The 21701-nt window shown below is 47.5% G+C and carries 21 protein-coding genes; 9 read left to right on the top strand and 12 right to left on the bottom strand.

Annotated elements, in window-relative coordinates; translation table 11 throughout:
- Window positions 1–12: 12 nt before the first annotated feature.
- Together L0U89_RS05490 and L0U89_RS05485 are read right to left on the bottom strand one after the other, a co-directional pair.
- Window positions 13–1518 carry a beta-helix domain-containing protein gene (locus L0U89_RS05490; RefSeq protein WP_234860611.1) on the bottom strand — a complete coding sequence of 502 codons (1506 nt, stop codon included), beginning with the start codon at window positions 1516–1518 and terminating at the stop codon, window positions 13–15.
- A gap of 184 nt (window positions 1519–1702) precedes the next feature.
- Window positions 1703–2674 carry an AAA family ATPase gene (locus L0U89_RS05485; RefSeq protein ID WP_234860610.1) on the bottom strand — a complete coding sequence of 324 codons (972 nt, stop codon included), beginning with the start codon at window positions 2672–2674 and terminating at the stop codon, window positions 1703–1705.
- A gap of 327 nt (window positions 2675–3001) precedes the next feature.
- Here L0U89_RS05485 and L0U89_RS05480 point away from each other — a divergent pair, with 327 nt between their 5' ends.
- A complete protein-coding gene (locus L0U89_RS05480) occupies window positions 3002–5206 on the top strand; it encodes a B12-binding domain-containing radical SAM protein (protein WP_234860609.1) in 2205 nt (734 codons plus the stop codon).
- A gap of 136 nt (window positions 5207–5342) precedes the next feature.
- Here L0U89_RS05480 and L0U89_RS05475 read toward each other — a convergent pair whose 3' ends face one another.
- Window positions 5343–5810: a hypothetical protein gene (locus L0U89_RS05475; RefSeq protein WP_234860608.1), complete on the bottom strand. Its 468-nt coding sequence runs from the start codon at window positions 5808–5810 to the stop codon at window positions 5343–5345.
- 402 nt (window positions 5811–6212) lie between these two features.
- A complete protein-coding gene (locus L0U89_RS05470) occupies window positions 6213–6839 on the bottom strand; it encodes a pseudouridine synthase (RefSeq protein WP_234860607.1) in 627 nt (208 codons plus the stop codon).
- A gap of 60 nt (window positions 6840–6899) precedes the next feature.
- Here L0U89_RS05470 and L0U89_RS05465 point away from each other — a divergent pair, with 60 nt between their 5' ends.
- Together L0U89_RS05465 and L0U89_RS05460 are read left to right on the top strand one after the other, a co-directional pair.
- Entirely contained in the window at window positions 6900–7118 is a 219-nt protein-coding gene (locus tag L0U89_RS05465; RefSeq protein ID WP_234860606.1) for a hypothetical protein, read from the top strand.
- A complete protein-coding gene (locus L0U89_RS05460; RefSeq protein WP_008624399.1) occupies window positions 7108–7419 on the top strand; it encodes a type II toxin-antitoxin system RelE/ParE family toxin in 312 nt (103 codons plus the stop codon). Before L0U89_RS05465 ends, L0U89_RS05460 begins: the two co-directional genes overlap by 11 nt.
- Here the strand turns inward: L0U89_RS05460 and L0U89_RS05455 are convergent.
- The 4 genes from L0U89_RS05455 to L0U89_RS05440 all read right to left on the bottom strand — a co-directional run bounded on the left by L0U89_RS05455 (window position 7416) and on the right by L0U89_RS05440 (window position 10370).
- On the bottom strand, window positions 7416–7592 hold the full coding sequence (locus L0U89_RS05455) for a hypothetical protein (protein WP_234860605.1): 177 nt from the start codon (window positions 7590–7592) through the stop codon (window positions 7416–7418). The two genes, L0U89_RS05460 and L0U89_RS05455, sit on opposite strands and share 4 nt — an antisense overlap.
- A 173-nt stretch (window positions 7593–7765) precedes the next feature.
- The gene (locus tag L0U89_RS05450) at window positions 7766–8704 is read right to left on the bottom strand and encodes a polysaccharide deacetylase family protein (RefSeq protein WP_234860604.1); all 939 of its coding nucleotides are present in this window, start codon (window positions 8702–8704) and stop codon (window positions 7766–7768) included.
- A 3-nt stretch (window positions 8705–8707) separates the two neighbouring features.
- A complete protein-coding gene (locus tag L0U89_RS05445) occupies window positions 8708–9760 on the bottom strand; it encodes a CotH kinase family protein (RefSeq protein WP_234860603.1) in 1053 nt (350 codons plus the stop codon).
- 49 nt (window positions 9761–9809) lie between these two features.
- On the bottom strand, window positions 9810–10370 hold the full coding sequence (locus tag L0U89_RS05440; protein WP_234860602.1) for a hypothetical protein: 561 nt from the start codon (window positions 10368–10370) through the stop codon (window positions 9810–9812).
- A gap of 83 nt (window positions 10371–10453) precedes the next feature.
- On the opposite strand from L0U89_RS05440, the gene L0U89_RS05435 reads away from it, so the two are divergent.
- The 4 genes from L0U89_RS05435 to L0U89_RS05420 all read left to right on the top strand — a co-directional run bounded on the left by L0U89_RS05435 (window position 10454) and on the right by L0U89_RS05420 (window position 16301).
- Entirely contained in the window at window positions 10454–11881 is a 1428-nt protein-coding gene (locus tag L0U89_RS05435) for a DASH family cryptochrome (protein ID WP_234860742.1), read from the top strand.
- A 118-nt stretch (window positions 11882–11999) separates the two neighbouring features.
- Window positions 12000–12968 carry an NAD(P)-dependent alcohol dehydrogenase gene (locus L0U89_RS05430; protein WP_234860601.1) on the top strand — a complete coding sequence of 323 codons (969 nt, stop codon included), beginning with the start codon at window positions 12000–12002 and terminating at the stop codon, window positions 12966–12968.
- Between the two features lie 102 nt (window positions 12969–13070).
- Window positions 13071–14432 (top strand): VOC family protein, encoded by a 1362-nt coding sequence (locus tag L0U89_RS05425; RefSeq protein WP_234860600.1) that lies wholly within the window; start codon window positions 13071–13073, stop codon window positions 14430–14432.
- A 231-nt stretch (window positions 14433–14663) separates the two neighbouring features.
- Entirely contained in the window at window positions 14664–16301 is a 1638-nt protein-coding gene (locus tag L0U89_RS05420; protein WP_234860599.1) for a cation:proton antiporter domain-containing protein, read from the top strand.
- Between the two features lie 6 nt (window positions 16302–16307).
- On the opposite strand, the gene L0U89_RS05415 is transcribed toward L0U89_RS05420, so the two are convergent.
- The 4 genes from L0U89_RS05415 to dxs all read right to left on the bottom strand — a co-directional run bounded on the left by L0U89_RS05415 (window position 16308) and on the right by dxs (window position 19688).
- A complete protein-coding gene (locus L0U89_RS05415; RefSeq protein ID WP_234860598.1) occupies window positions 16308–17063 on the bottom strand; it encodes an alpha/beta fold hydrolase in 756 nt (251 codons plus the stop codon).
- Window positions 17064–17321: 258 nt separating this feature from the next.
- Window positions 17322–17555: a DUF2442 domain-containing protein gene (locus L0U89_RS05410; RefSeq protein WP_255777826.1), complete on the bottom strand. Its 234-nt coding sequence runs from the start codon at window positions 17553–17555 to the stop codon at window positions 17322–17324.
- On the bottom strand, window positions 17533–17769 hold the full coding sequence (locus tag L0U89_RS05405; protein WP_234860597.1) for a DUF4160 domain-containing protein: 237 nt from the start codon (window positions 17767–17769) through the stop codon (window positions 17533–17535). Before L0U89_RS05405 ends, L0U89_RS05410 begins: the two co-directional genes overlap by 23 nt.
- 8 nt (window positions 17770–17777) lie before the next feature.
- Window positions 17778–19688, bottom strand: coding sequence for a 1-deoxy-D-xylulose-5-phosphate synthase (gene dxs / locus L0U89_RS05400; protein ID WP_234860596.1), 1911 nt, complete (start codon window positions 19686–19688; stop codon window positions 17778–17780).
- Between the two features lie 184 nt (window positions 19689–19872).
- Between dxs and L0U89_RS05395 the strand changes: the two genes are divergently transcribed.
- Window positions 19873–20622: a segregation and condensation protein A gene (locus L0U89_RS05395; protein ID WP_234860595.1), complete on the top strand. Its 750-nt coding sequence runs from the start codon at window positions 19873–19875 to the stop codon at window positions 20620–20622.
- Between the two features lie 2 nt (window positions 20623–20624).
- Window positions 20625–21680 (top strand): lysylphosphatidylglycerol synthase transmembrane domain-containing protein, encoded by a 1056-nt coding sequence (locus L0U89_RS05390; protein ID WP_234860594.1) that lies wholly within the window; start codon window positions 20625–20627, stop codon window positions 21678–21680.
- Window positions 21681–21701 lie beyond the last annotated feature (21 nt).

The following is a 21701-nucleotide window of genomic DNA, read 5'->3' as shown; positions in this document are numbered from 1 at the left end:
GTTAATCATTGTTTATTTAAGGTCATTCAGATTTCCCGAAACTGCTGACCAAGACCAGCCAGCAAAGGCTGATTTGGTAGCACCTATTGTATTTGCATGAAGTGCCACTTCTGAAGCGTGAACATGGGTTCCGTTTCTAAATACCGTCGTCAATGTAACGCCAGCAGGAGAAGTCACTTGAAGCGCATTGAATTTCAAATCTCCACTTGCGAAGTTGGCCAAGGTTTTGTCACCGGAGAGTGAGAAATCACCTCTTCCAGCGGTTGCCGCAGGATCAGGGAAACCAAAGAAGTAGATATTTTCAAAAGTGCCTCTGGCTCCATCCCTGAAATCTCCCAATTCTGCTGCAGTGCTTCCCCTGACGGAACCATTCTTAACAGTATGTGCTGCAAGGAATGAACCCTCCGGACCATCAATTTCCAAAGCATGGTCCGTCTCAGAACCACAAAGCACGATGAAGTTGTCCAATGTACCCGACCAAGCTTGGTCAGTGTCGATAGCATCATCACCAGCGTTCCAAACAATTGCATTTTTAACGTTTACTGTTCCGCCGAAGAACTCGATACCGTCGTCCTGGTTACCGATCACCTCTACGTTTTCAATCACAGTTCCTGAACCAACACCTCCCAATGTAAGGCCGTTGATTTCGTTTCCTTCACCAATATTGGCACCACCATGTCTGATGGAGATATATTTGATGACACCGGAATTGTCCGCAGGCTGGTTGCCTCCATATAGACCATTTGTGTCTGATGGTGGAATACCTTCAATTTGAACTTCTGTAACATCACCTGCAAAGGACCCTGGAGCGCGACCCAAGATCAACAAACCACCCCACAGACCAGAAATGTTTGGCTCAAGGTTTGGACTAGCTACTTGACCTGAAACGATCTCATCGGCAACAGATGTGAATATGATGGGCTTTTCAGCTGTTCCGTTTGCAAACAATTTTCCACCTCTAGCAATCAAGAGCGCGGTCGCGTTGGCTCCCGAACCAGCCTCACCTTTGATAACAGTACCTGCTTCGATGGTCAATTCCGCACCATCTACCACCGCTACTCTTCCTCCCAGTATGTAAGTTTTGGAAGCAACCCATGTTACTTTTCCGGTAATGTTACCAGTAACCCGCACTGTGGTCTCCTCGGCTTGTACGGTGAGGACGTGCGTCGCAGTAGCCACCGAACCGTTTCTATCTCTTGCAGTAAACTCAAACACCAAGTTTTTGCCAGCATCGGCAGGTGTGGCAGTGTATGTGAATGTCTGCGTAGCAGAAGTCTCTCCGTTCAAAGGAACAGTCGTTACAACGGCACCGTCTTTCTTTACTTCGAAAGAAGCCAATCCATCAGGTGCAGTCACCGTAGCTGTAACTGGTCCTACAGTACCTCCCGCAGGAATAGTTGCAGTAGCAGGGATTCCACTAATTGTAACTGGATTGTCAGGTGCTGGATCTTCCCCGCAGCTGGTGAAGACAAGTACTGCTGCCAAGAAGATGAACAACAGGGCATTAAATTTTCTCATAAGAGTTAAGTTTAGTTAGCGTATTTGATGAACACGCTGCAAAACTGACTCAAAAAAAATGGTTGGTAGAATTTTCCGCTTTACGGTTTTTTTAAAAATCAATTCGGAATTTAATATTGAATTAAACTGAGGTACAAAAAAAATCCCCGGTATCCCGGGGATCTCGTTTTTGCGGCTTTTGGGCCTATTTCAATGTTACGGTTTTGTTAATCGGGATTTTTTCGAGGAATATCCGAACCAAATCCCGGGTACTCACATTGTCTGCCTCCGCCTCATAATTGAGGATAATCCTGTGGTTGAGCACATCCTCCGCGACCGCCTTGATATCCTCTGGAAGGACATAATCCCTGCCTTCCATAAAAGCCACGGCCCTGGATGCCAGATTCAAATTGATACTTGCGCGGGGAGAAACACCGAACTGTATGTACTTCGCTTCGTCCTTCAAACCATACTTTTCAGGAAACCTTGTCGCGAAGACAAGCTCGATGATATAATTCTCCAGTGGCTCGGCGATTTTGACTTCGTTGATTTGGGTACGGATGGCAAAAATGTCTTCCTTGGAAAGGATTGCATTGACTTCGGAATTGAACTGCATATTGGCCATGCGACGCATGACTTCCAATTCATCGGCCTTGGAGGGATAATCTATGTGCACCTTCATCATAAACCTGTCCACCTGCGCTTCGGGCAAAGGATAGGTTCCTTCTTGGTCGACCGGGTTTTGTGTCGCCAAAACGAGAAAGGGTCTATCCAATTGGAATGTCGTCTCACCGATGGTGACCTGCTTTTCCTGCATCGCCTCAAGCAAGGCCGACTGCACCTTGGCAGGAGATCGGTTCACTTCATCCGCGAGGATGATATTGGCGAAGATTGGCCCTTTCTTGACTTCGAAGTCCGCCTCCTGCTGGTTATAAATCATCGTACCGATCAAGTCGGAGGGCAGTAGATCCGGGGTAAATTGGATCCTTCTGAAATCCAGATGCAGCACCTTGGCCAAGGTATTTACCGTTAGGGTTTTGGCAAGTCCCGGTACGCCTTCCAACAATATGTGCCCATTGGTGAATAAGCCTATCAGCAAACGATTGACCATCCGGTCCTGGCCTACGACTACTTTCTTTACTTCTTCAATGACCTGTTTGATTTTCTCCTGATGCATCTTGGATCTTGGTGTTGGTTTAATTCTGGCCTTTACGATCGTGGAAAATCACACATCCCAAAAGCCCGCCTAAATTATAATAATTCTATCAATTTTGGATTGCATGAATGGATAAACGGGCGATTGGGTGAAAAGGGAAAAAGAAACTCGCAAAATTTCCCAAAAATACTTGATTTCCGAAACCCAGCTCAGCGTGATCGGGCAGGTTAATCAATGAACCCACACGGTGTGAAATTCACAAACCAAGATAGAACCCTCGAAGCATCTTTTTTCTTTTGTAAAAGGTTATCACAGAAATTCCTGAAATTTGACCCAAACCATTTTCCCGTGTCCAAACCCATTCTCCTTATAACCCCACCCTTTACCCAACTCAATACCCCCTACCCGGCGACTGCCTACATCAAGGGTTACCTGAATACGATTGGCAAAAAGGCATTCCAAAGTGACCTTGGAATTCGGGTAATTTTGAGGATTTTTTCGAAAGAAGGCTTGACCAAAGTGTTTGAGGCAATAGAACGACGCGGGCTGAAGGACTTGTCAGCCAACTGCCACCGTATTGTCAAGCTGCAGCAGGATTACCTCCACACCATCGATCCGGTGATCCGCTTCCTGCAATTCGACAATCCGACTTTGGCCTACACGATCTGCGAAGGTGATTTTTTGCCGCAGGCCTCCCGGTTTGCGCAATTGGATGATCTGGACTGGGCCTTTGGTACCATGGGCATTCAGGACAAGGCGAGGCATTTTGCCACTCTGTACCTCGAAGATATCGGGGATTTGATCAGCGAGGCTTTGGACCCGCACTTTGGCTTCAGCCGGTACGCAGAGCGCTTGGGAAGGTCGGCGACTTCTTTTGATCCGCTGCACGGGGCACTGGAGGGTTCGGAGTCCTTTACCGATCAGTTTCTGTTGGAGGAATTGGAAAGACTGATTCAAGAAACCGATCCGTACCTGATGTGCATTTCCGTGCCTTTCCCGGGAAATCTTTACGGCGCACTACGTTGCGGAAAATTCATCAAGACCCATTTCCCAAACATCAAAGTCGCCATGGGTGGCGGGTATCCGAATACGGAACTCCGTTCGCTCAAGGAACCAAGGGTTTTCAAATACCTGGATTTCATCACTTTGGACGATGGGGAGAGGCCACTGACCTGTCTTCTGGAGCATTTGGATGGAAAAAGGGAAATCGCGGAACTCAAACGGACCTTCGTACTCATGGATGGAAAAGTGCGCTACTGCAACGGCTCCAAGCACATGGACATTCCCTTCAGCCAAACGGGTACGCCTGATTACTCCGGTTTGCCATTGGACAAATACCTTTCCGTCATCGAAATCGCCAATCCCATGCACCGGCTTTGGTCGGATGGGCGCTGGAACAAGCTGACGATGGCACATGGCTGCTATTGGAAAAAATGCTCCTTTTGCGATATCAGCTTGGATTATATCAAAAACTACGAACCCGTCAGTGCCCAGATCCTTTGTGACCGTATCGAAGAATTGATTGCACAGACGGGCGAAACGGGATTCCATTTTGTCGATGAAGCGGCGCCGCCCGCACTCATGCGGGAATTGGCGATCGAAATCCTCAAGCGAAACCTCAAAATCTCCTGGTGGACCAATATCCGCTTTGAGGAAAGATTTACCGAGGATCTCTGTCGGCTGCTGCGGGCTTCGGGCTGCATTGCCGTTTCGGGCGGATTGGAAGTTGCTTCAGATAGGCTTCTTGAGATGATGCAGAAAGGCGTCACCGTTGCCCAAGTCGCGCGTGTCGCCCGAAATTTTACCGCATCAGGGATTATGGTCCATGCCTACTTGATGTACGGTTTCCCGACACAAACCGCCCAAGAAACCATCGATAGCCTCGAAATGGTACGGCAACTCTTCCTGAACAACGTCCTGCAATCGGGTTTCTGGCATTTGTTTGCAATGACTTCCCATGCACCAATCGGGATCGATCCCGGAGCGTTTAGAGTCGTGCGGACAGGACCTGAATTGGGGCTGTTTGCAGACAATGACCTCAGCCACGAGGATCCCGAGGGCGCCGATCATGAGCTTTTTGGCGAAGGTCTGAAAAAAGCCCTGTTCAACTACATGCATGGCATCTGCTTCGAATTTCCGCTGCAGGAATGGTTTGACTTTAAAATCCCCAAGACGAAGGTATCCCCGCATTTTATCGAAAACGCCATTATGGTCGAAACCGGCAAGGTGATGAAACCCAACGCCAAGATGGTGTGGCTGGGCAACCTGCCCGAACTGGAGATATCCGAAAACCTCAAAAAAGGAAAAACTACGACCACGTATCGTCTAGTGATCGAAAACAAGAATGGCACCGATACTATCTCCGTCAGCCCAAGAGAAGGTGAATGGTTGGAAACCATGGTCCGTGAAATGATGCCCAAGGCGGGAAAAAAGGAAATGACTTTTGCGGATTTCGAGCAGCACTACAGCTCGGCTAATTTGGGCGAGTTTGACAGGTTCCTAGGTTCAAAACCCTGGCGCTCACTGCGGGAATATGGGCTGGTGATGGTGTGAGGGGAATACAAACATCAGCCGAACCAACCGCAGGTTGCCAATTGATGGGTCAAACCAAAGGAAAGTAGTGAACCTATTCAGTCCAAGCCTTCAGGAGTCTTGATGGAAAATGGAGGTTGTGGAAAGAAATTCGAGGTTATTTTCGGTCGACGTTCATGATTTCGCCTTCCTCTAATTTAATCTTTAATTCCTCCTTCAATATCGGGAAGCGCTCTAGCACAAAGTCATCATCTCCCCTCATTTTTAAGTCCTTTATTCCCCTCCTTTTATTGGTCTCATATTGGTGTGGCAACACGAAAACCGTATCTCCCACCACCTCATCGACTTTGTAAAGCGTATATTGCTTGTAGTCCAGTTTGATTTCATACACGTCCCCTTTCTGAGGGGACAAAATCAATTCGGCGTTTCTTTCCTTAATTTGGTTACTTCTGATTCCCCCGACCACAAGCAAAATAGCAAACAACACCAACCCCGAAAAAGTCCAAATCGGGGTCTTGCTTTTTGACTTCAATATTTCATAGCTATCTCTAAACCTTGGGGGAAATTCCTCTTTTCGCAAAACCTGTTTGCAATGGGAACATTCGGTCACACCTGTCTTGGACATAGGGAACATCGGTATCCAAAAGACGTGCGCAAACCGCCGGAATACGAACATTTGAACACTATTCTTCGTGCCACAATTTGGACACTCGTAAGCAATTTTTTCCGTCGCGACTTGTGTCACCCGAGTACCGAAGAAAACCATATTTGTTGTTTAGGGTTAATTTTCAAATCCTGCATCCATCAAGCAGGAATGGCGTCAAAGCTAAAAAATTTGAGGCGATGTAAAACAAGCTTTCCAGGTGTTTTCTCTGTCCCATTCAGAAAGGAAAAGGCGAAAAAATTTCAGTGACTCTCACGCTTTCCACACTTCACAAGCCCAGAGAAAATCATCTCCTTGTAAACAAGAATATGAGGTTCAACAAGGATCCTTCGAATCGACACAAAAATCGGGGTTTCGATTTGCTCAGCTTTTGTTTCTCTTACCCTCCTGCTTTAAAAAAATCTTCTGAACCCTCAGCAGGCGGTAGATTTCGTCTTTTTCCATTTCACGCACCTCGCCAACTAGGAAGCCTTCTATAGTCAGATTTTCCACCGACCAGCGTACCAGGCGCAAGGTGGGAAATCCCACGGCTGCGGTCATCTTGCGGACTTGGCGGTTTTTACCCTCGATCAGGGTCAGGCTGATCCAGGTATCAGGGACAGACTTCCGGTAGCGAATCGGCGGATTCCTTTCCGGAAACGCAGGTGGATGGGCGAGTTTTAGGGCAATCGCCTTTTTGGTACGATAGGTTCCCGTCTCGATGCTGATGTCCACGCCCGATTCGAGCTTTTTCAGGTCCTCCGGTTCGGGAATGCCTTCTACCTGTGCGAAGTACGTTCGCTGGTGGTGAAACTTTGGATTGAGCAGGTAGTGGTTGAGCGTCTTGTCGTTGGTGAGGATAAGGAGGCCCTCGGAGTCTTTGTCAAGCCGGCCGATAGGATATACATCCGATGGAAAATCCCCCAAAGACTTCAAGGTGTCTTCCCCTCCGCTGAATTGGCTGAGGATGCCGAAGGGCTTATAAATGACAAAGTATCGGATGGCTTGCATAGGAATTTTACCTAAATTACAGCAAAAGTATCTTTGTCAAACAATTATTCATTGTCGGTTATGAAAACGATCTTGGTGAAAATCAGCAATCCCCAACAGGAAAAAGTGCTCACGGAGTTTTTGGAACAGCACCATTATGAATTTATGGCACCTGATGCGGAAAGTGAATTGGAAACGATCAATAGGCTGCTGGATATTGCTGAGAAGGAAATCACCGAAAAAAAATACCGCACGCATCAATCAGCTATGGAAGAAATCAAATCCAAGTATGGATTATGAAGTAATCTGGACCGATCGCGCATTCCGGTCATTTGAAGAAATTTGCGATTATCTATTCAATTTTTTCGGCGAAAAAGAACTCGAAAAATTCATTAACAGAGCAAACTCCCTGATCGAAACTATTGCTTTGGACCCAAGGATTTTCAAAAAACTAGAGGGCCGTGAGCATGTCCACCATGGGTTTTTGCACCAAAACACGACCTTGTTTTACAAAGTGAACGAAAATGAAAAAAGGGTCTATCTATTGCTTTTTTGGGACAACCGACAAAACCCTTTTCGTTTAGGTTTGGAAATCAATTAGCTTCCACAGCCCACGCAGTCAAAATGACTATCTACTGGCTTGATGCCCTTGAGCTGCATCTCCAGGTTGTGGATACGGTCGCGTGCATCCATATCCTGAAACATGTTGCCCGTAAGGCTGCTTTTGAGTTGGGCAATTTCTTGTTCGATGGCGGTTTGTTGTTCGGTTGTCATGGCGTTTGCTTTTGAAATGGAATTCCCAATTTAGAAAAAATCTAAAAAAGGCGAAGCGATACTTTGGCAAAAATTTCAGGGAAAGTTTCTCTGCAAATGAGTAAGCGGGTGGAGTACTCGCTTTGTATGCTGCCTTCGCAAAAGCGGCAAAACCATACCCTGTCGGCACCCAGCTATTTTAACTGCCCGATTTCCCTCCAGGTGACCAACTTGATATTGTTGGCCGCCAAAAGGTCCTTTGCCTTTTTGCTGGTGAAGAAATCAAAGTCTTCCTGTCTCCAGCCCGCATGCCAATGGGTAAACTTGGTCGTCAGCGCCTGCATCTCCTCATCATCAAAAGCAATATGGTTGAGCAGGACGGTGACGCCGGACGGTAGGTCCTTCAGCAATCGGGTGTAGTACTCATCCAAACCGATTTCATCATAGATCTTTTCGCTTGCGATAGCCACATGGTCAATGACCGGGATGTTGTCGATATCAATCCCCTTGAAAAGGGCAGCATTGGGTCGGATGATGCCTTCCATCATTTGGGGATTGACCATGGCTGGAATGCCGTATTCCTTGGCAAGCTTGAGGTATGACACCAAATACTCCGGCCTTCCATAAAACACACAGCCCATATGGGAATCCAAATGTGTAGGCTTGATGCCGATTTTCAACGCAGCTTCGATTTGGGCGCGCATTTCCTTCTCGACCTCCTCGGGACTGGCATTCTTGGCGACAGACGCACAATCCTTGTACATAAATCCATCCGGCCCCACCAATCCCGGCACTTCAGACTTGGAAGTAACAGGTCCCCATTTGTAAGTATGCCACTCATTTGTCAGGGTGATATGGACGCCGATGTCCAAATTGGGCATATCCTTGATGAGCTCACCAACCTCTGTCGACCAGGCACAAGGCATCATGATGCTGGTCGAATTGACTACACCCGTCTTGATGGCGTGGATGGTGGCGACATTTTCGGAATGCGCCATCCCGATATCATCGGCATGGATGATGAGCAATTTGTCGGTTTTGGAATAACCCAGTCTTTCCGCCAAACTGAGCGGCTGCTGGGCCAATGAAGGAAGCGTCACCAAAAACGCAATCAGGTAAAGTAGGTTTTTCATGGTTTATTGTTTGAGGCCTTTGATAATCACATTGCCGGTGCTGCCGGGTTGGCAGGGATACTTGAGAAGGGTTTCGAGTTTTTTGGGTTGATCAAGGAGTTTGAAAAACTCGTCCAAATATTGGATGCTGAATTTAATGTCTTTTTCGTCCAAAATCGAACTTCCATTGTAAAGTGCATAAAACGCATCTCTATGCCCACGAAAGGTATCGAGCGTAGGCACAAAATCGGCCATGTTTTCCACACAAAAGCCCCGGTAACGACGTTCGGTCACGGCGCTCATTTCCAACTCCGGCGCAGGCTTGGCATAGGGAGCATTGACCATTCCGGCATGGTCAAAATCATAGGGAATCGGTATAGGACGGTCATTTTCCGATTTTCTGAGCAAATAAATGTTTTGCCTGTACTCGATGGACCAATCCGTGTTGCCAATCATGAGTTGGAAAATGGACATCCGCAGATAAGCTTCCAAGTCTGTCTGATGTGGGCGAATCAAATCCCGCTCGACGAGTTCCAATCCTGTCCTTTGGACCACTGCCTCCTCTTCTTCCAGAAGAAATCCCGTTAGGGTTTCCGTTTTTTCCTTTTTCCCTCCGGTATCCTCCAGCGTCAGCCGTACCAAACGGACCCGTAGTCCATCCGGATTGAGAATTTGATAGGCTTTGTAGACGTAATATTCCCGCAAGAGGTACCGCTCCCCCTTGCAAGGCATGACGAGTTTCAGTTTGTCATAACCGTGGAAAATCCCGGGATTTTCCCCCTTTTCGGGAAAATTGAGCAACAAGGGCGGATAGCTGCATATGCCCATTTCCCTTCGGAAGTGTCCCCGGGTACGGACTTTGATTGGAAGGGCCTCGTTTCCGGAAGCTTGGTTTTCCAACAAAAGCTCAAAAGGAAGGTATTCAGGCTTGCCACTCAGGTCTTTGAAAAGTGTATTCACGTCGCCCTTTAAGCGGATCTCCAGTACTGCTTCCGAATCAAACAAACCCTGCGCATGGATGGGAACAATACTCCAAACGACCAATGGGACAAGAAAAAAAAGGAAAGGGAAACGCATGGCTGTCCGATTTACATTCACAATTGGCTCAATTCTTTCAAAAATCCTGTTACCATCCCCATGGCCTCCCGGGATTCTCCACAGGCTTGGTCAAGTCGAACTTTACAGCTACCCATCTTTCTGTACCGATTCTTCGGAGATTGTAGGTGAAACTGGTATCATCCACCGTAATCCACCACACGTTGTGCGCCGCATGGGGGATCAAATTGGCGGTCTCTTGGTCAGCTGGAAACATCTGGGTCGTCGCCGAACCCGTATTGCTGGCCAATCCACCGTATTGTGTCACCTTATCCGGTGATCCATCTTCGTGCCTGTGGTCATGCTTGAGTTGGATCAATTCGTTTTTCATCGTCAAAACCCAAGTTCTGGACTTGTCTTCGCCCACATAAAATGGGATGTGTAGGAAATCAGGCCCGCATTCCATGATGTACATGGTCAGCCTTTTACCCAAAAATGGATCATTTTCCGCAGGGGGACTGATGAGTTGCCCTTCGAATGCCTGCCCACACCCCGCACTTAATTTTTCCCAAAAAACCCTGTTGGGAGCCATTTCCTGAGCATATAGACCCAGCGAAATGGTAAAAAGAACCGCGGCAAAGATCGTTTTCATAAATAAATCTTGGGATAATGATTTACGAATTATTCCTGAGAAGCCCAAACACTTTTCTTGGACAGCCCGTTAGCCGAATAGTTATGAAATACAGGCGCATTATTGTTTGGTTTAGAAATGACCTCCGCATCCATGACAACGTCACGCTTTCCATGGCCTGCGAAAAAGCGGAAGAAGTGATACCCGTGTATTGCTTCGACCCGAGGCATTTTGGGGAGATTGATTTGGGGATGGAGAAGATGGGCAACTTGAGGGCGAAGTTCCTTAAGGAATCTGTTTCTGAACTGCGCCAAAATCTCCAAAAATTGGGGGCCGATCTAGTCGTGCTGCATGGATTCCCAGAAAAGGAAATCCCCAATTTGGCCGTAAGCTTGCAGGCTGAAGCGATCTTTTTCTCAGAAGAAGTCACAGACGAAGAAAAACAGGTCGATGATGCACTCGAATCCACGGCTTGGAAAAAGGGAATCAAAACCCGCTCCTTTTGGCAGCATACGCTTTTCCACATTGAAGACTTACCCTTCCCAATTGGGCAGACGCCGGAGGTTTTTACCCAATTCAGAAAAGAGTGCGAAAAATTCTGCAAAGTACGGCTGCATGCTTCCACGCCGAATTCAATCAATTTTCCTAAGATAGAAATAGAAAAAGGGCAGATTCCTGCATTGTCGGAATTTGGTTTGAAGGAGCCTGAGGACACGGGAAGAGGCGTGTTGATGTTTAAAGGTGGTGAACAAGAAGGCCTCAGGCGACTTCAGACCTATTTTTGGAACCTTGATTGCCTCAAGGACTACAAGAATACCCGCAACGGCTTGCTAGGTGCTAACTACAGCAGCAAGTTCTCGCCATGGTTGGCCCTCGGTTGTCTTTCCCCAAGGCAGATTTATTGGGAAGTGAAGCGCTATGAGAAGGAACGTGTCAAAAACGACTCGACCTATTGGCTGGTCTTTGAGCTGATTTGGCGGGACTATTTCCGCTTTATTGCCAAAAAACACGGCAACAAGATCTTCCAGCTCAAGGGAATCAAACCATTTGCAGACCGGTGGAGACGGGACGAAAGCCTGTTTTGGAAATGGGCAAACGGCCACACGGGCATTCCCTTCGTGGACGCCAATATGCGGGAACTCAACTCAACGGGCTTTATGTCTAACCGCGGCAGGCAAAACGTAGCCTCCTTTTTGGTCAATGACCTTGGCATCGACTGGCGCTGGGGCGCAGCCTATTTTGAAAGCAAATTGATCGATTACGATGTGTGCAGCAACTGGTGCAATTGGATGTATGTGGCTGGCGTAGGCAACGACCCGCGCGAAAACCGGTACTTCAATATCCTCAAGCAGGGCAGCAACCATGACAAAAAAGGCGATTATGTGCGGCATTGGATCCCGGAACTGGGGAAGGTACCGGGCTTTGATATTCATAGGCCATTTGAATTGAACACCTCCGAACTCAAACGATATGGGGTGAGTCTCGGTGGAAACTATCCCCACCCAATCGTGTCGATGAAGGTTTTCACTTAGGCAATTGATCCCAAAAAACCTGCATTCAAGCCCCAAAAAAGGAGTCCACCATTTCCAAAAACAGGAAATGGTTTTTTTTGCCTATCTAGTGTTGTTTTTTCATGTAAAATTCCAGCTTATGAAAGCCGCTGTGTACAGGTCCTATGGTCCGCCGGAGGTGGTCCAAATCCAAGACATCCCAAATCCAAGCCCGAAATCGGATGAGGTTTTGATCAAGGTTTTTGCCAGCACGGTCAATCGGACAGACTGTGGATTCAGAAGTGCGGAATACTTCATCTCCCGGTTTTGGAGTGGACTTTTCCGTCCAAAGGAGCCTGTATTGGGTTGTGAATTTGCGGGAGAAGTGGTGTCGGTGGGCGAAAAAGTCAAAAAATTCCAAATCGCTGATCGGGTATATGGCTTCGACGATGCCCACTTTGGGGGCCACGCCCAATTCAAGACGATCTCCGAAAACGCAGGGATCGCCAAGGTACCGAATGGCATTGATTATCAAACCGCGGCCATGTTGACGGAAGGTTCCCACTACGCACTCGGCAATATCCGCGCAGCAAAGACCCAAGCAGGACAGCAAGTGATGGTCTACGGCGCGACCGGCGCAATCGGTTCGGCAGCCGTACAACTGCTCAAATACTTCGGTGCACATGTGACCGCGGTCTGTCCTTCCGCAAAGGTGGATTTGGTGAAATCGCTGGGAGCGGATGTGGTGATCGACTACACCCGGGAAGATATCTCCAACTTAGCGACGAGGTTCGACCTGATTTTCGATGCGGTGGGCAAAAGCTCATGGGGTGCATGCAAACCGTTGTTGAAACCACAGGGAAAATACATGTCGACCGAATTGGGCAAAAATGGAGAAAACGTCTGGAAAGCGATCTTGCTGAGCAAATCCAAAGGGAAGCGACTGCTGTTCCCAATTCCCACCACTGAACAAGAGGATATCCGTTTCTTGGGGGAATTGGCGGCGAAGGGGTACTTCAAACCGGTATTGGACCGAACCTATGAATTGGAAGATATCGTCGAAGCCTATCGCTACGTCGAGACAGGGCAGAAAACCGGAAACGTGGTCATTACCATTCCACAGGACTGATTGATCCGGTTCGGTTGCTGGGATTTTTCAGATGGTATTTTGGCTTGATTGATTTTGGCCTATATTGACGCTGTTTGGATATTTGTCAATTCAGCTTCACACATGAAAAATCCCTTTTTCAAAACCATCCTAAGACCTTGGATGCTTGTTCAGCCATTGGTTGTTTTATTGTTTTTTTCCTGCCAAAACAAAGACCAAACCCAACAAGCCGAGTATTTGGGACAAATGGAAGCATTTGCCGAAATGGTCGCAGCCGGCGTCAAACCGATTGCCTTGAGTGCACCACTCGCTCCGGAAGAGACGAATGGTCTCTTTGAAAAAGCGGAGGAAATCGCCAAAAAGCATGGTGTATCCGTCTACCGGGAAGCTGATTTGGTACAAACGCAATTGTTCCCAGCAGATGTCGCCAAAGGAAAGGAAGTGCTGATCTTCTATTCGGGCAACAGCTTGGACGCTTACCTTGACCTGAAAAAGACCCTGAGCGATGGAACCTCGGGAGAGGCAGAAGCACGCAGGTTCGGTCGGCTACTGGGCTATCCCGTCACGCATATCAATCGACTTTTGGCAAAAAATTCGGACTTCCGAACTTTGGCGGATTTTGGGATTTCCGCGACTAACCTTTTTTTGTACTACAAGGACTTTCCGCGGGCGCGGGATTTTTACCAGAAGCTGTTGGGGCTGGAGATCGTGTCGGATTATGGTTTTGCCCTTACGCTTCGGATTTCGCAGGATGCTTTCGTGACCTTGGTCGATGCTGCGGTCGGTCGACACAAGGCTGAGGAACCTAAAACCGTCGCGATTGCCCTCCTGACCGACCAATTGCCGGAATGGTACACCTACCTGAAGGCCCACAATGTACAAATCAAATACGAGTACAAGCCAAAAACCAACAATGCCCACGACGGCTTTGTTGCAGTGGATCCTGAAGGCTACCTGCTGGAATTTGAGACATTCAAACAACATCCCGAAAATGAACGCCTGATGCCGCAGCTCAGGCGCTTTGCCGCCTTGCCAACGCATAGTGACAGTGTGGCGGCTGGAATGGGATTTTATGGGGCAGTCACCTGGCTGTACTACCAGGATATGCAGGCTGCGCAACTTTTCTATGAGGAAAAAATGGGTTTTGAACTCATCGTGGACCAAGGCTGGGCCAAGGTGTACAAGGTTTCCGAAACGGGATATGTGGGATTGGTGGATGAGCGGCGCGGCATGCACCGGTACACCGAAATGAAAGGGACGAGTATATCATTCATTGTGAAAGACTGGGACGGCTGGCATGGATATGCGCAAGCCAATCAGCCCCTGCCAATTATCAAGGAAAGATATACCGGAAAAGACGGGTGCTACGAAGCCTTTGTCGGCGAGGATCCCGGGAAGTATTTCTTGGAGTTCAACCAGTTTTTGGAGCATCCCGACAACAAAAGATTACTTGAAATTTTGGCCCAAGATAAGAGGGGAAAATGATTCAAGCCCGAATGATGGATTCAGTTCCAATCGGGAATCCAAAGTGGTTTTGCTGTTTTCAAAACCCTGGTTGCATCCATTTACCTGGTATGTGGCAATGACAATGACCAATCACAAAAAAGAATTCGTTTTATACTTGCCAAATAAGGACTACTTTTCCATTGCCAACCATCGTGTAGGCAATCCCTCAATGTGGGCCTTTTGTCGAAAGGCATTCCGGGAAACCGAATTATGAGTTCCTTTTCATTTTACACCAACGCCATGGGTATCTCAGATCCACTTTATGTAGCGGCAATTTGGCTCTCAGTTGCCTTTGCCTGCGGATTTGCCACCAAAAAAATCGGACTCCCTCCCTTGGTAGGTTTTTTAGTTGCTGGATTTCTGATCAATTTTTCCGGACTTCAGGACGGCAATCTCAACAGCGTCATCGATGCCATGGCGGATATCGGTGTGATGATTCTCTTGTTCACCATCGGACTCAAGCTCAAAGTAAAGCAGCTGCTCAGGCCGGAAATATGGGCGACGGCAAGCGTCCATATGGTGCTGACGATTTTGGCAGTTTCGGGTATCATGGTGCTGCTTGCCTATTTTGGGTTCAGCATTTTCGTCGGTTTGAGTATGCAAAGCAGCCTGATGTTGGGTTTCGCACTGAGCTTTTCCAGCACCGTCTTTGTGGTAAAGACCCTAGAGGCAAAAGGGGAATTTGACTCCTACCACGGGAAAATCGCGATTGGTATCCTGATCATTCAAGACATTTTTGCGGTACTGTTTATTGCTTTTTCAGATCGGGTAGTTCCCTCGCTTTGGGTATTTGCGATGCCCGCATTTCTGTGGATTCTGAAAAAGGTTCTCGACAAGCTACTCCAGCGAATGGACCATGGTGAGCTTTTTTCCTTTTTTGGCTTTTTTGCCACATTTATCGCGGGAGCCCTGAGCTTCAAGCTGGTCGGACTCAAGCCGGATTTAGGGGCCTTGGTGATTGGTATGCTGCTGGTCAACCATCCCAAGGCTGAGGATCTGTATGAGCGCATGGCGGAATACAAGGATTTTTTTCTGATCGCCTTCTTCCTCAACGTCGGTCTCGTTGGATTGCCCAGCCTCTCCACTTTTGGTGCTGCCTTGATACTCTTGCCCTTGGCATTGCTCAAGGGAATATTGTTCCTGTTTGTTCTTTTGCGATTTCCGCTTCAGCCCCGTACTGCCTTTCTTGGCGCCTTGAGTCTCTCCAATTTCAGTGAGTTTGGCTTGATCGTCGGGATCGTAGGCCTACAAATCGGGCTGATACCGAGTGAATGGATTGTCGTCTTGGCGCTGCTCATGTCGTTTTCATTTATTTTGGCGGCACCGCTGGCGACCAATGCCCATGTGATTTTTGACAGGTATAAGGCACGAATCCTTAGGCTTGGAAAGAAAACTGAAAGTGTGGATTGTGAACCAACAAACTTTGGCACTGCGGAAATTCTCGTCCTCGGCTTGGGCAGTATCGGCAAACCTACCTTTGAATCATTGCTTACCCTCCATGGGAAAAAAGTCCTTGGGCTGGATTTTGATGCCGAACGGATTGATGAGCTCCAAGCGCAAGGTCACCAGGTACTGTGGGCCGATGGGACAGACAGTGAATTATGGGAAAAGGTGGATTTTAAACGCATCAAGTTAATCTTTTTGACTATCAGCGACTTTACTGCCAACCTGACGATTTTGACCGAAATGAAAAGGGCCAAGGATCGGTCTTTTCGGGTTTTCGCACTGAGCCGCTACCAAGACCACGCTGAGAGGTACCGGGAGTTGGGTGTCGACTTTGTGTATCAGTACAGGGAGAGTTTGGGGAGGGATTTTGTCAGCAACGCCCTCGGATCAAAAGGAAACTGAGCAAATTCAGTTAGCCATAAAAACCTGAATCGTCTTTAGGCACTTTTCGGGCTCTTCAAACATCCCCATATGCGCTGCATCTTCCAATTCGAGATAAAAGTCTGCGAAAGGCTGGAGTTGACGGCTGTTTTCAATTTTCACCGCTGTGTCCAAACGTCCAGAGATCAACAATTTTTTGCCCGAAAAATGCTTCCAAACATCCAACCTATCCTTCCTGTCCCGCATGGCCGCGGTGTAAGCGATCAATGCGGCGGTACTGCTGCGCTTTCCCTCTCGGATCAACCATTGAATCCTGCTTTCGAGATGCACAGCCTTTGATGGAGCGAAAAGCCCTGGAACAAAGGATTCCAAAAACGGGTCAATGCCGTTCTTTTCCAAAAAAGCAATGACCTTGTTGCGGGTGTGTTTTTTCTCTGCATCATCCGACAATGCGGTCGAGTGGAAAAGGCCAATTCCCTTCAATCTTGGGCCCAAAAGTTCCGCCAACGCGAGGGTCACGTAACCGCCCAAGGAATGTCCAATCACAATAGGCGACTCAATCCGCTCCCTCTCCATCCAATCGGCCATGTCAGCGGCCAAACTTTCCATCGAGATTTCCTTTTTCGATAGGGGATTGTCCCCAAAACCGGGCAGGTCAAAGGCAAAAACGGTATGCGTAGCCGCCAAGGCTTCGGTCATTTCAATCCATATTTCTTTGGATTCGCAAAATCCATGGATCAGGATCAGAGGCTGTCCTTGGCCGGTTTTGGTGAAGTGGGGCATAAAAATAATTTTTCTTTCAAGGCACTTTAATAACCCAAAAGTAACGATGAAGTATTGGTTATATAAAATGCATCGTCAATTTGATCGGTGATTTTAAAGGAGCTTTCAACCCCAAATGATGAACCTTTGATTTCTTAAAGTCAATGACCAAAATCGGCTCAACTCAAACAACATTAGTAGAACTTATTCGCTGATAGCTTAAGCTCGAGAAATATCACCTAGCTGCTACCGTAATCGTTAGACCAAAATTTGTTCTCCCTATAATAGGTTTGTCACTAAAATGTCTTCGTCCAAGGACTCCCAATGAATACCTTCTCCTCCACCAATGAAACGAAAATTCAAAAGTGCCTCTTGGTTTGCATCTCGTAGCTTTGGGAACCACTCCAAAGGAATACTAAGTTCCCGTCCATCCTCTAAAGAAATATACATTCTGGCCTCATCGAACCTGACGTCTATTGCTAAGGGTGATTTACTTATTGTCAAAATACTCATTCCAAGATCCTTCTAGTGTCAACTGATAAAGCTCAATAAATTTACGAATTTCTTTAAGGTCCTTTGCTCCAAATCCTTTCGATTTTACCAATTCAATAGGCCTGAGAAGAAATTTTGCCGTAGCATTTCCCTTTTCAACGTGGATATGCGGGGGATCATGGTCGTTGGAATAGAAAAAGAAGCGATACCCAAAGACATTCAGAACCGTCGGCATAGGCCCTACTAAACCTCAACCTCCACCATTTCCCGTACGGCATTGGCAATTCCCTCGGGGTCGAAGCCACATTCGCGGTGAAGCTCGATCTGTTCGCCATGCTCCACAATGCGGTCCGGAATCCCCAAGCGCCTTACCTGGGCGGCATAGCCGTGGTCTGACATCCATTCGATCACGGCAGAACCAAATCCACCCATGATACAGCCATCCTCCACAGTCAGTACTTTCTTGAATTTCCCAAAAACTTCCTGCAATAGCTCTCCGTCAAGCGGCTTCACAAATCGCATGTCGTAGTGTGCGGGCTTCAATCCTTCTTTCGCAAGCATTGCACAAGCCTCGACTGCATAGTTCCCAATGTGTCCGATTGTCAAAATAGCCACTTCCTCACCTTCCTGCACGATGCGTCCCTGGCCGATCGGAATTTCGCGCATAGGCGTTCTCCATTCCGGCATTACGCCTTGGCCTCTCGGATAACGGATCGAGAACGGCCCTTCGAACTGCGTGGCTGTGAACATCAGGTTGCGGAGTTCTTCTTCATTCATAGGCGCGGAAACGACCATGTTGGGAATGCAACGGAAATAGGCCAAATCATAGGCCCCATGGTGCGTCGGCCCATCCGCTCCCGCAAAGCCGGCGCGATCCAGACAAAAAACTACCTGAAGATTTTGCAGCGCCACATCGTGCACAACCTGGTCGTAGGCACGCTGCATGAAGGATGAATAGATATTGCAGAACGGAATTAGCCCTTGCGTGGCTAAGCCGGCAGAAAACGTGACAGCATGCTGCTCGGCAATACCCACGTCAAATGCGCGGTCAGGCATTTCCTTCATCATGATATTCATGGAAGAGCCTGAAGGCATCGCAGGTGTCACCCCCATGATTTTGGGGTTTTCTTTGGCCAATTCGACAATGGTATGTCCAAACACATCCTGGTACTTTGGAGCCTGGGGCGCACTTGGAACCTTTTTGAAAATCTCCCCTGTGACCTTGTCGAATAGCCCCGGTGCGTGCCAAGTAGTCTTGTTGCCGTTTTCGGCTGGGCCATAGCCTTTGCCTTTGACGGTCACGCAGTGAAGTATTTTTGGACCTGGAATATCGCGAAGGTCGGAGATGATCTCTACCAAGTGGTTGACATCATGACCGTCGACAGGGCCAAAATAGCGCAGATTGAGCGATTCGAAGAGGTTGCTTTGCTTCAAAACTGCGGACTTGATGGCTCCTTCGATTTTGGAGATGATCTCTTGGGCTGATGAGCCAAATTTGGATATTTTACCCAAAAGGCTCCACACTTCATCCTTTACCTTGTTGTAGGTATGGGAAGTGGTGATATCTGTGAGGTAGTCCTTGAGTGCCCCCACGTTGGGGTCGATGGACATGCAATTGTCGTTGAGAATAATCAGCAGATTGGTATCGGAAACGCCCGCATGGTTCATCGCCTCAAATGCCATCCCACCAGTCATGGAACCGTCGCCGATAACGGCCACGTGCTGTTTGTCTTTTTCCCCCTTGTATTTGGAAGCTACAGCCATCCCCAAAGCTGCGGAAATGGAGGTGCTTGAATGGCCCACGCCAAACGTGTCAAACTCACTTTCTTTCCTTTTTGGAAATCCCGAAAGACCTCCATATACCCTGTTGGTATGGAAATTATCCCTTCTCCCGGTGAGAATCTTGTGTCCGTAGGCCTGATGTCCAACGTCCCAAACAAGTTGATCCTCCGGTGTATTCAGCACATAATGCAGGGCGACGGTCAGCTCCACTACGCCTAAGCTCGCGCCGAAATGTCCGCCATAAACCGACACGATATCCACGATGTACTGTCTCAGTTCATCACAAATTTGGACCAGTTGGTCTTTCGAAAATTTTTTGAGATCGTCGGGTGAGTCGATCTGTGCGAGCAATTTTCCAGGTTTGATGGTCATCAGCAATGTGTTACATGATAAAGGTAATAAACAACAGCATCCGCATAATGTTTTGAAAAAGATAATTTCGGGAGTGGCTTTCGATACAGGCTTGAATTTACCTGTAGGGTGTTTAATTTACCATTAAATGGATATCTTTGAAATCCGTTCGGGCGCAAAAATAATATAAATAATATAGTTTCCAGTGAGTTTCGAAATCAAATTGCCTCTCTTTGAGGGACCTTTCGACCTGATGCTCTTTTTCATCGAAAGAGATGAGCTGGATATCTATGACATTCCGATAGCCAAAATCACCCAGGACTTTTTGGAGTATATCCACCATTTGGAGAAGATGGAGATCGAAGTCGCGAGCGAATTTATCCTCTTTGCAGCCACGTTGATGAAAATCAAATCCCGGATGCTACTGCCTCGACCCGAATCGGATGAGGAGGGGAACGAAATCGATCCTAGGGAGGAATTGATCAGGCACTTGCTGGAATACAAAAAGTACAAATCCGTGATCGTCGAGTTGGCAAGTCTCGAAGAGCAAAGACTCTCCAAGGAAAAAAGGGGCAATATCCAATGGGAATTGGAGCAGCTTTCCAAGGCTGAGGATGTGGATGCAGAGATGCAGGATTTGGACTTGTTCAAGCTTTTGAAGGTCTTCCAAAAGGTCATGTCCAAATATGCCAACCGGACTGACGAAACCAAACACACGGTTGTGCAGTATCCATATACCATTGAGCAACAAAAGGATTTTGTCTTGGAAAAGATCAGCTTTCGTGACCGGGTTCCCTTCACGGAGTTTGTTCAGTACAAACCCGACAAAATATTTGTGATTTATACATTTTTGGCCATTTTGGATCTCCTGCAGCTTTCACTCGTGACAATCACGATAGGTGAAGGCTTCAACAATTTTTGGGTTGAGAAAAAAGAACCTGTTGCCGCTGCATAAGTATGAAGTTGGACAACAAGAAGATTTTCCAGACACTCAACCCCAATAAAGTATGGGTTCCAATCCTCATTGGTTTGGCGATCGTTTTTTACATGTTTTACACAGATCCCTCGGTCAATGCCAATACGCTCAAAGGGGTTTTTGACGCATCGGTTGGTTGGATATTTTTGGCGATCTTGGTGATTTTGGGACGGGATGTAGGGTACATTTTCAGAATCAGGGAAATCACGGACAGGCAACTCACTTGGTCAAGGGCATTATATGTGATCATTCTTTGGGAATTTGCGTCTGCGGTAACACCTTCGGTGGTCGGCGGTTCGGCAGTTGCCATTTTTATTCTGAACAGGGAAGGAATCAAACTTGGAAAGGCCATCGCTTACGTGATGGTCACGGCGATCCTAGATAACCTGTTTTTTGTCATTGGCGCCCCCATCATCCTGTATTTTGCCCAAGGAAACATTTTCCCTTCTGGAAGGATCATGGAAATGCGGTTTGGTAGGAGTATCGAGGTCCTGTTTTGGATTTCCTATGGACTGTATGCTTCGTACTCGCTCGTGATGGCATTGGCGCTTTTTTACAAGCCCCGGGTTTTCAAATGGGTGTTGTTAAAAATATATTCCATCAAATGGCTTCGGAAATGGAAGCATTCAGCCAACGAGTACGGCAACCAAATCATCGAAGCCTCGAAGGAACTCATAGGTAAAAACGCCAAATATTGGGTGACGATAATTGTTGCGACGATATTCATTTGGAGTTCCAGGTACTTGATGCTCAATGCACTAATTGGAGCTTATGCTGATTTGGATATCTATGAGCACATCACGATTTTCGCCCGACAGGTCATCATGTGGATCGTAATGATGATATCGCCAACCCCGGGCAGCAGTGGCACGGCAGAGTTTTTCTTTGCCCAGTTCTTTGCCGAGTTCCTCAATGGCTACACCTTCGTGACGAGTATCTTGTGGAGGTTGCTGACGTACTATCCCTATTTGTTTTTGGGTGCGATATTCTTACCTCGATGGATCAAGCAAGTATTTTTTAAAAAGAAAGAGCATTGATCGACAATTGCTATTTTTAGG

Origin of the sequence: Mariniradius sediminis, from assembly GCF_021491425.1 — a bacterium.
GTDB classification, from domain to species: Bacteria; Bacteroidota; Bacteroidia; order Cytophagales; family Cyclobacteriaceae; genus Mariniradius; species Mariniradius saccharolyticus.
Note: the sequence above shows the minus strand (reverse complement) of the source record. Positions and strands in the feature narration are given on the sequence as shown.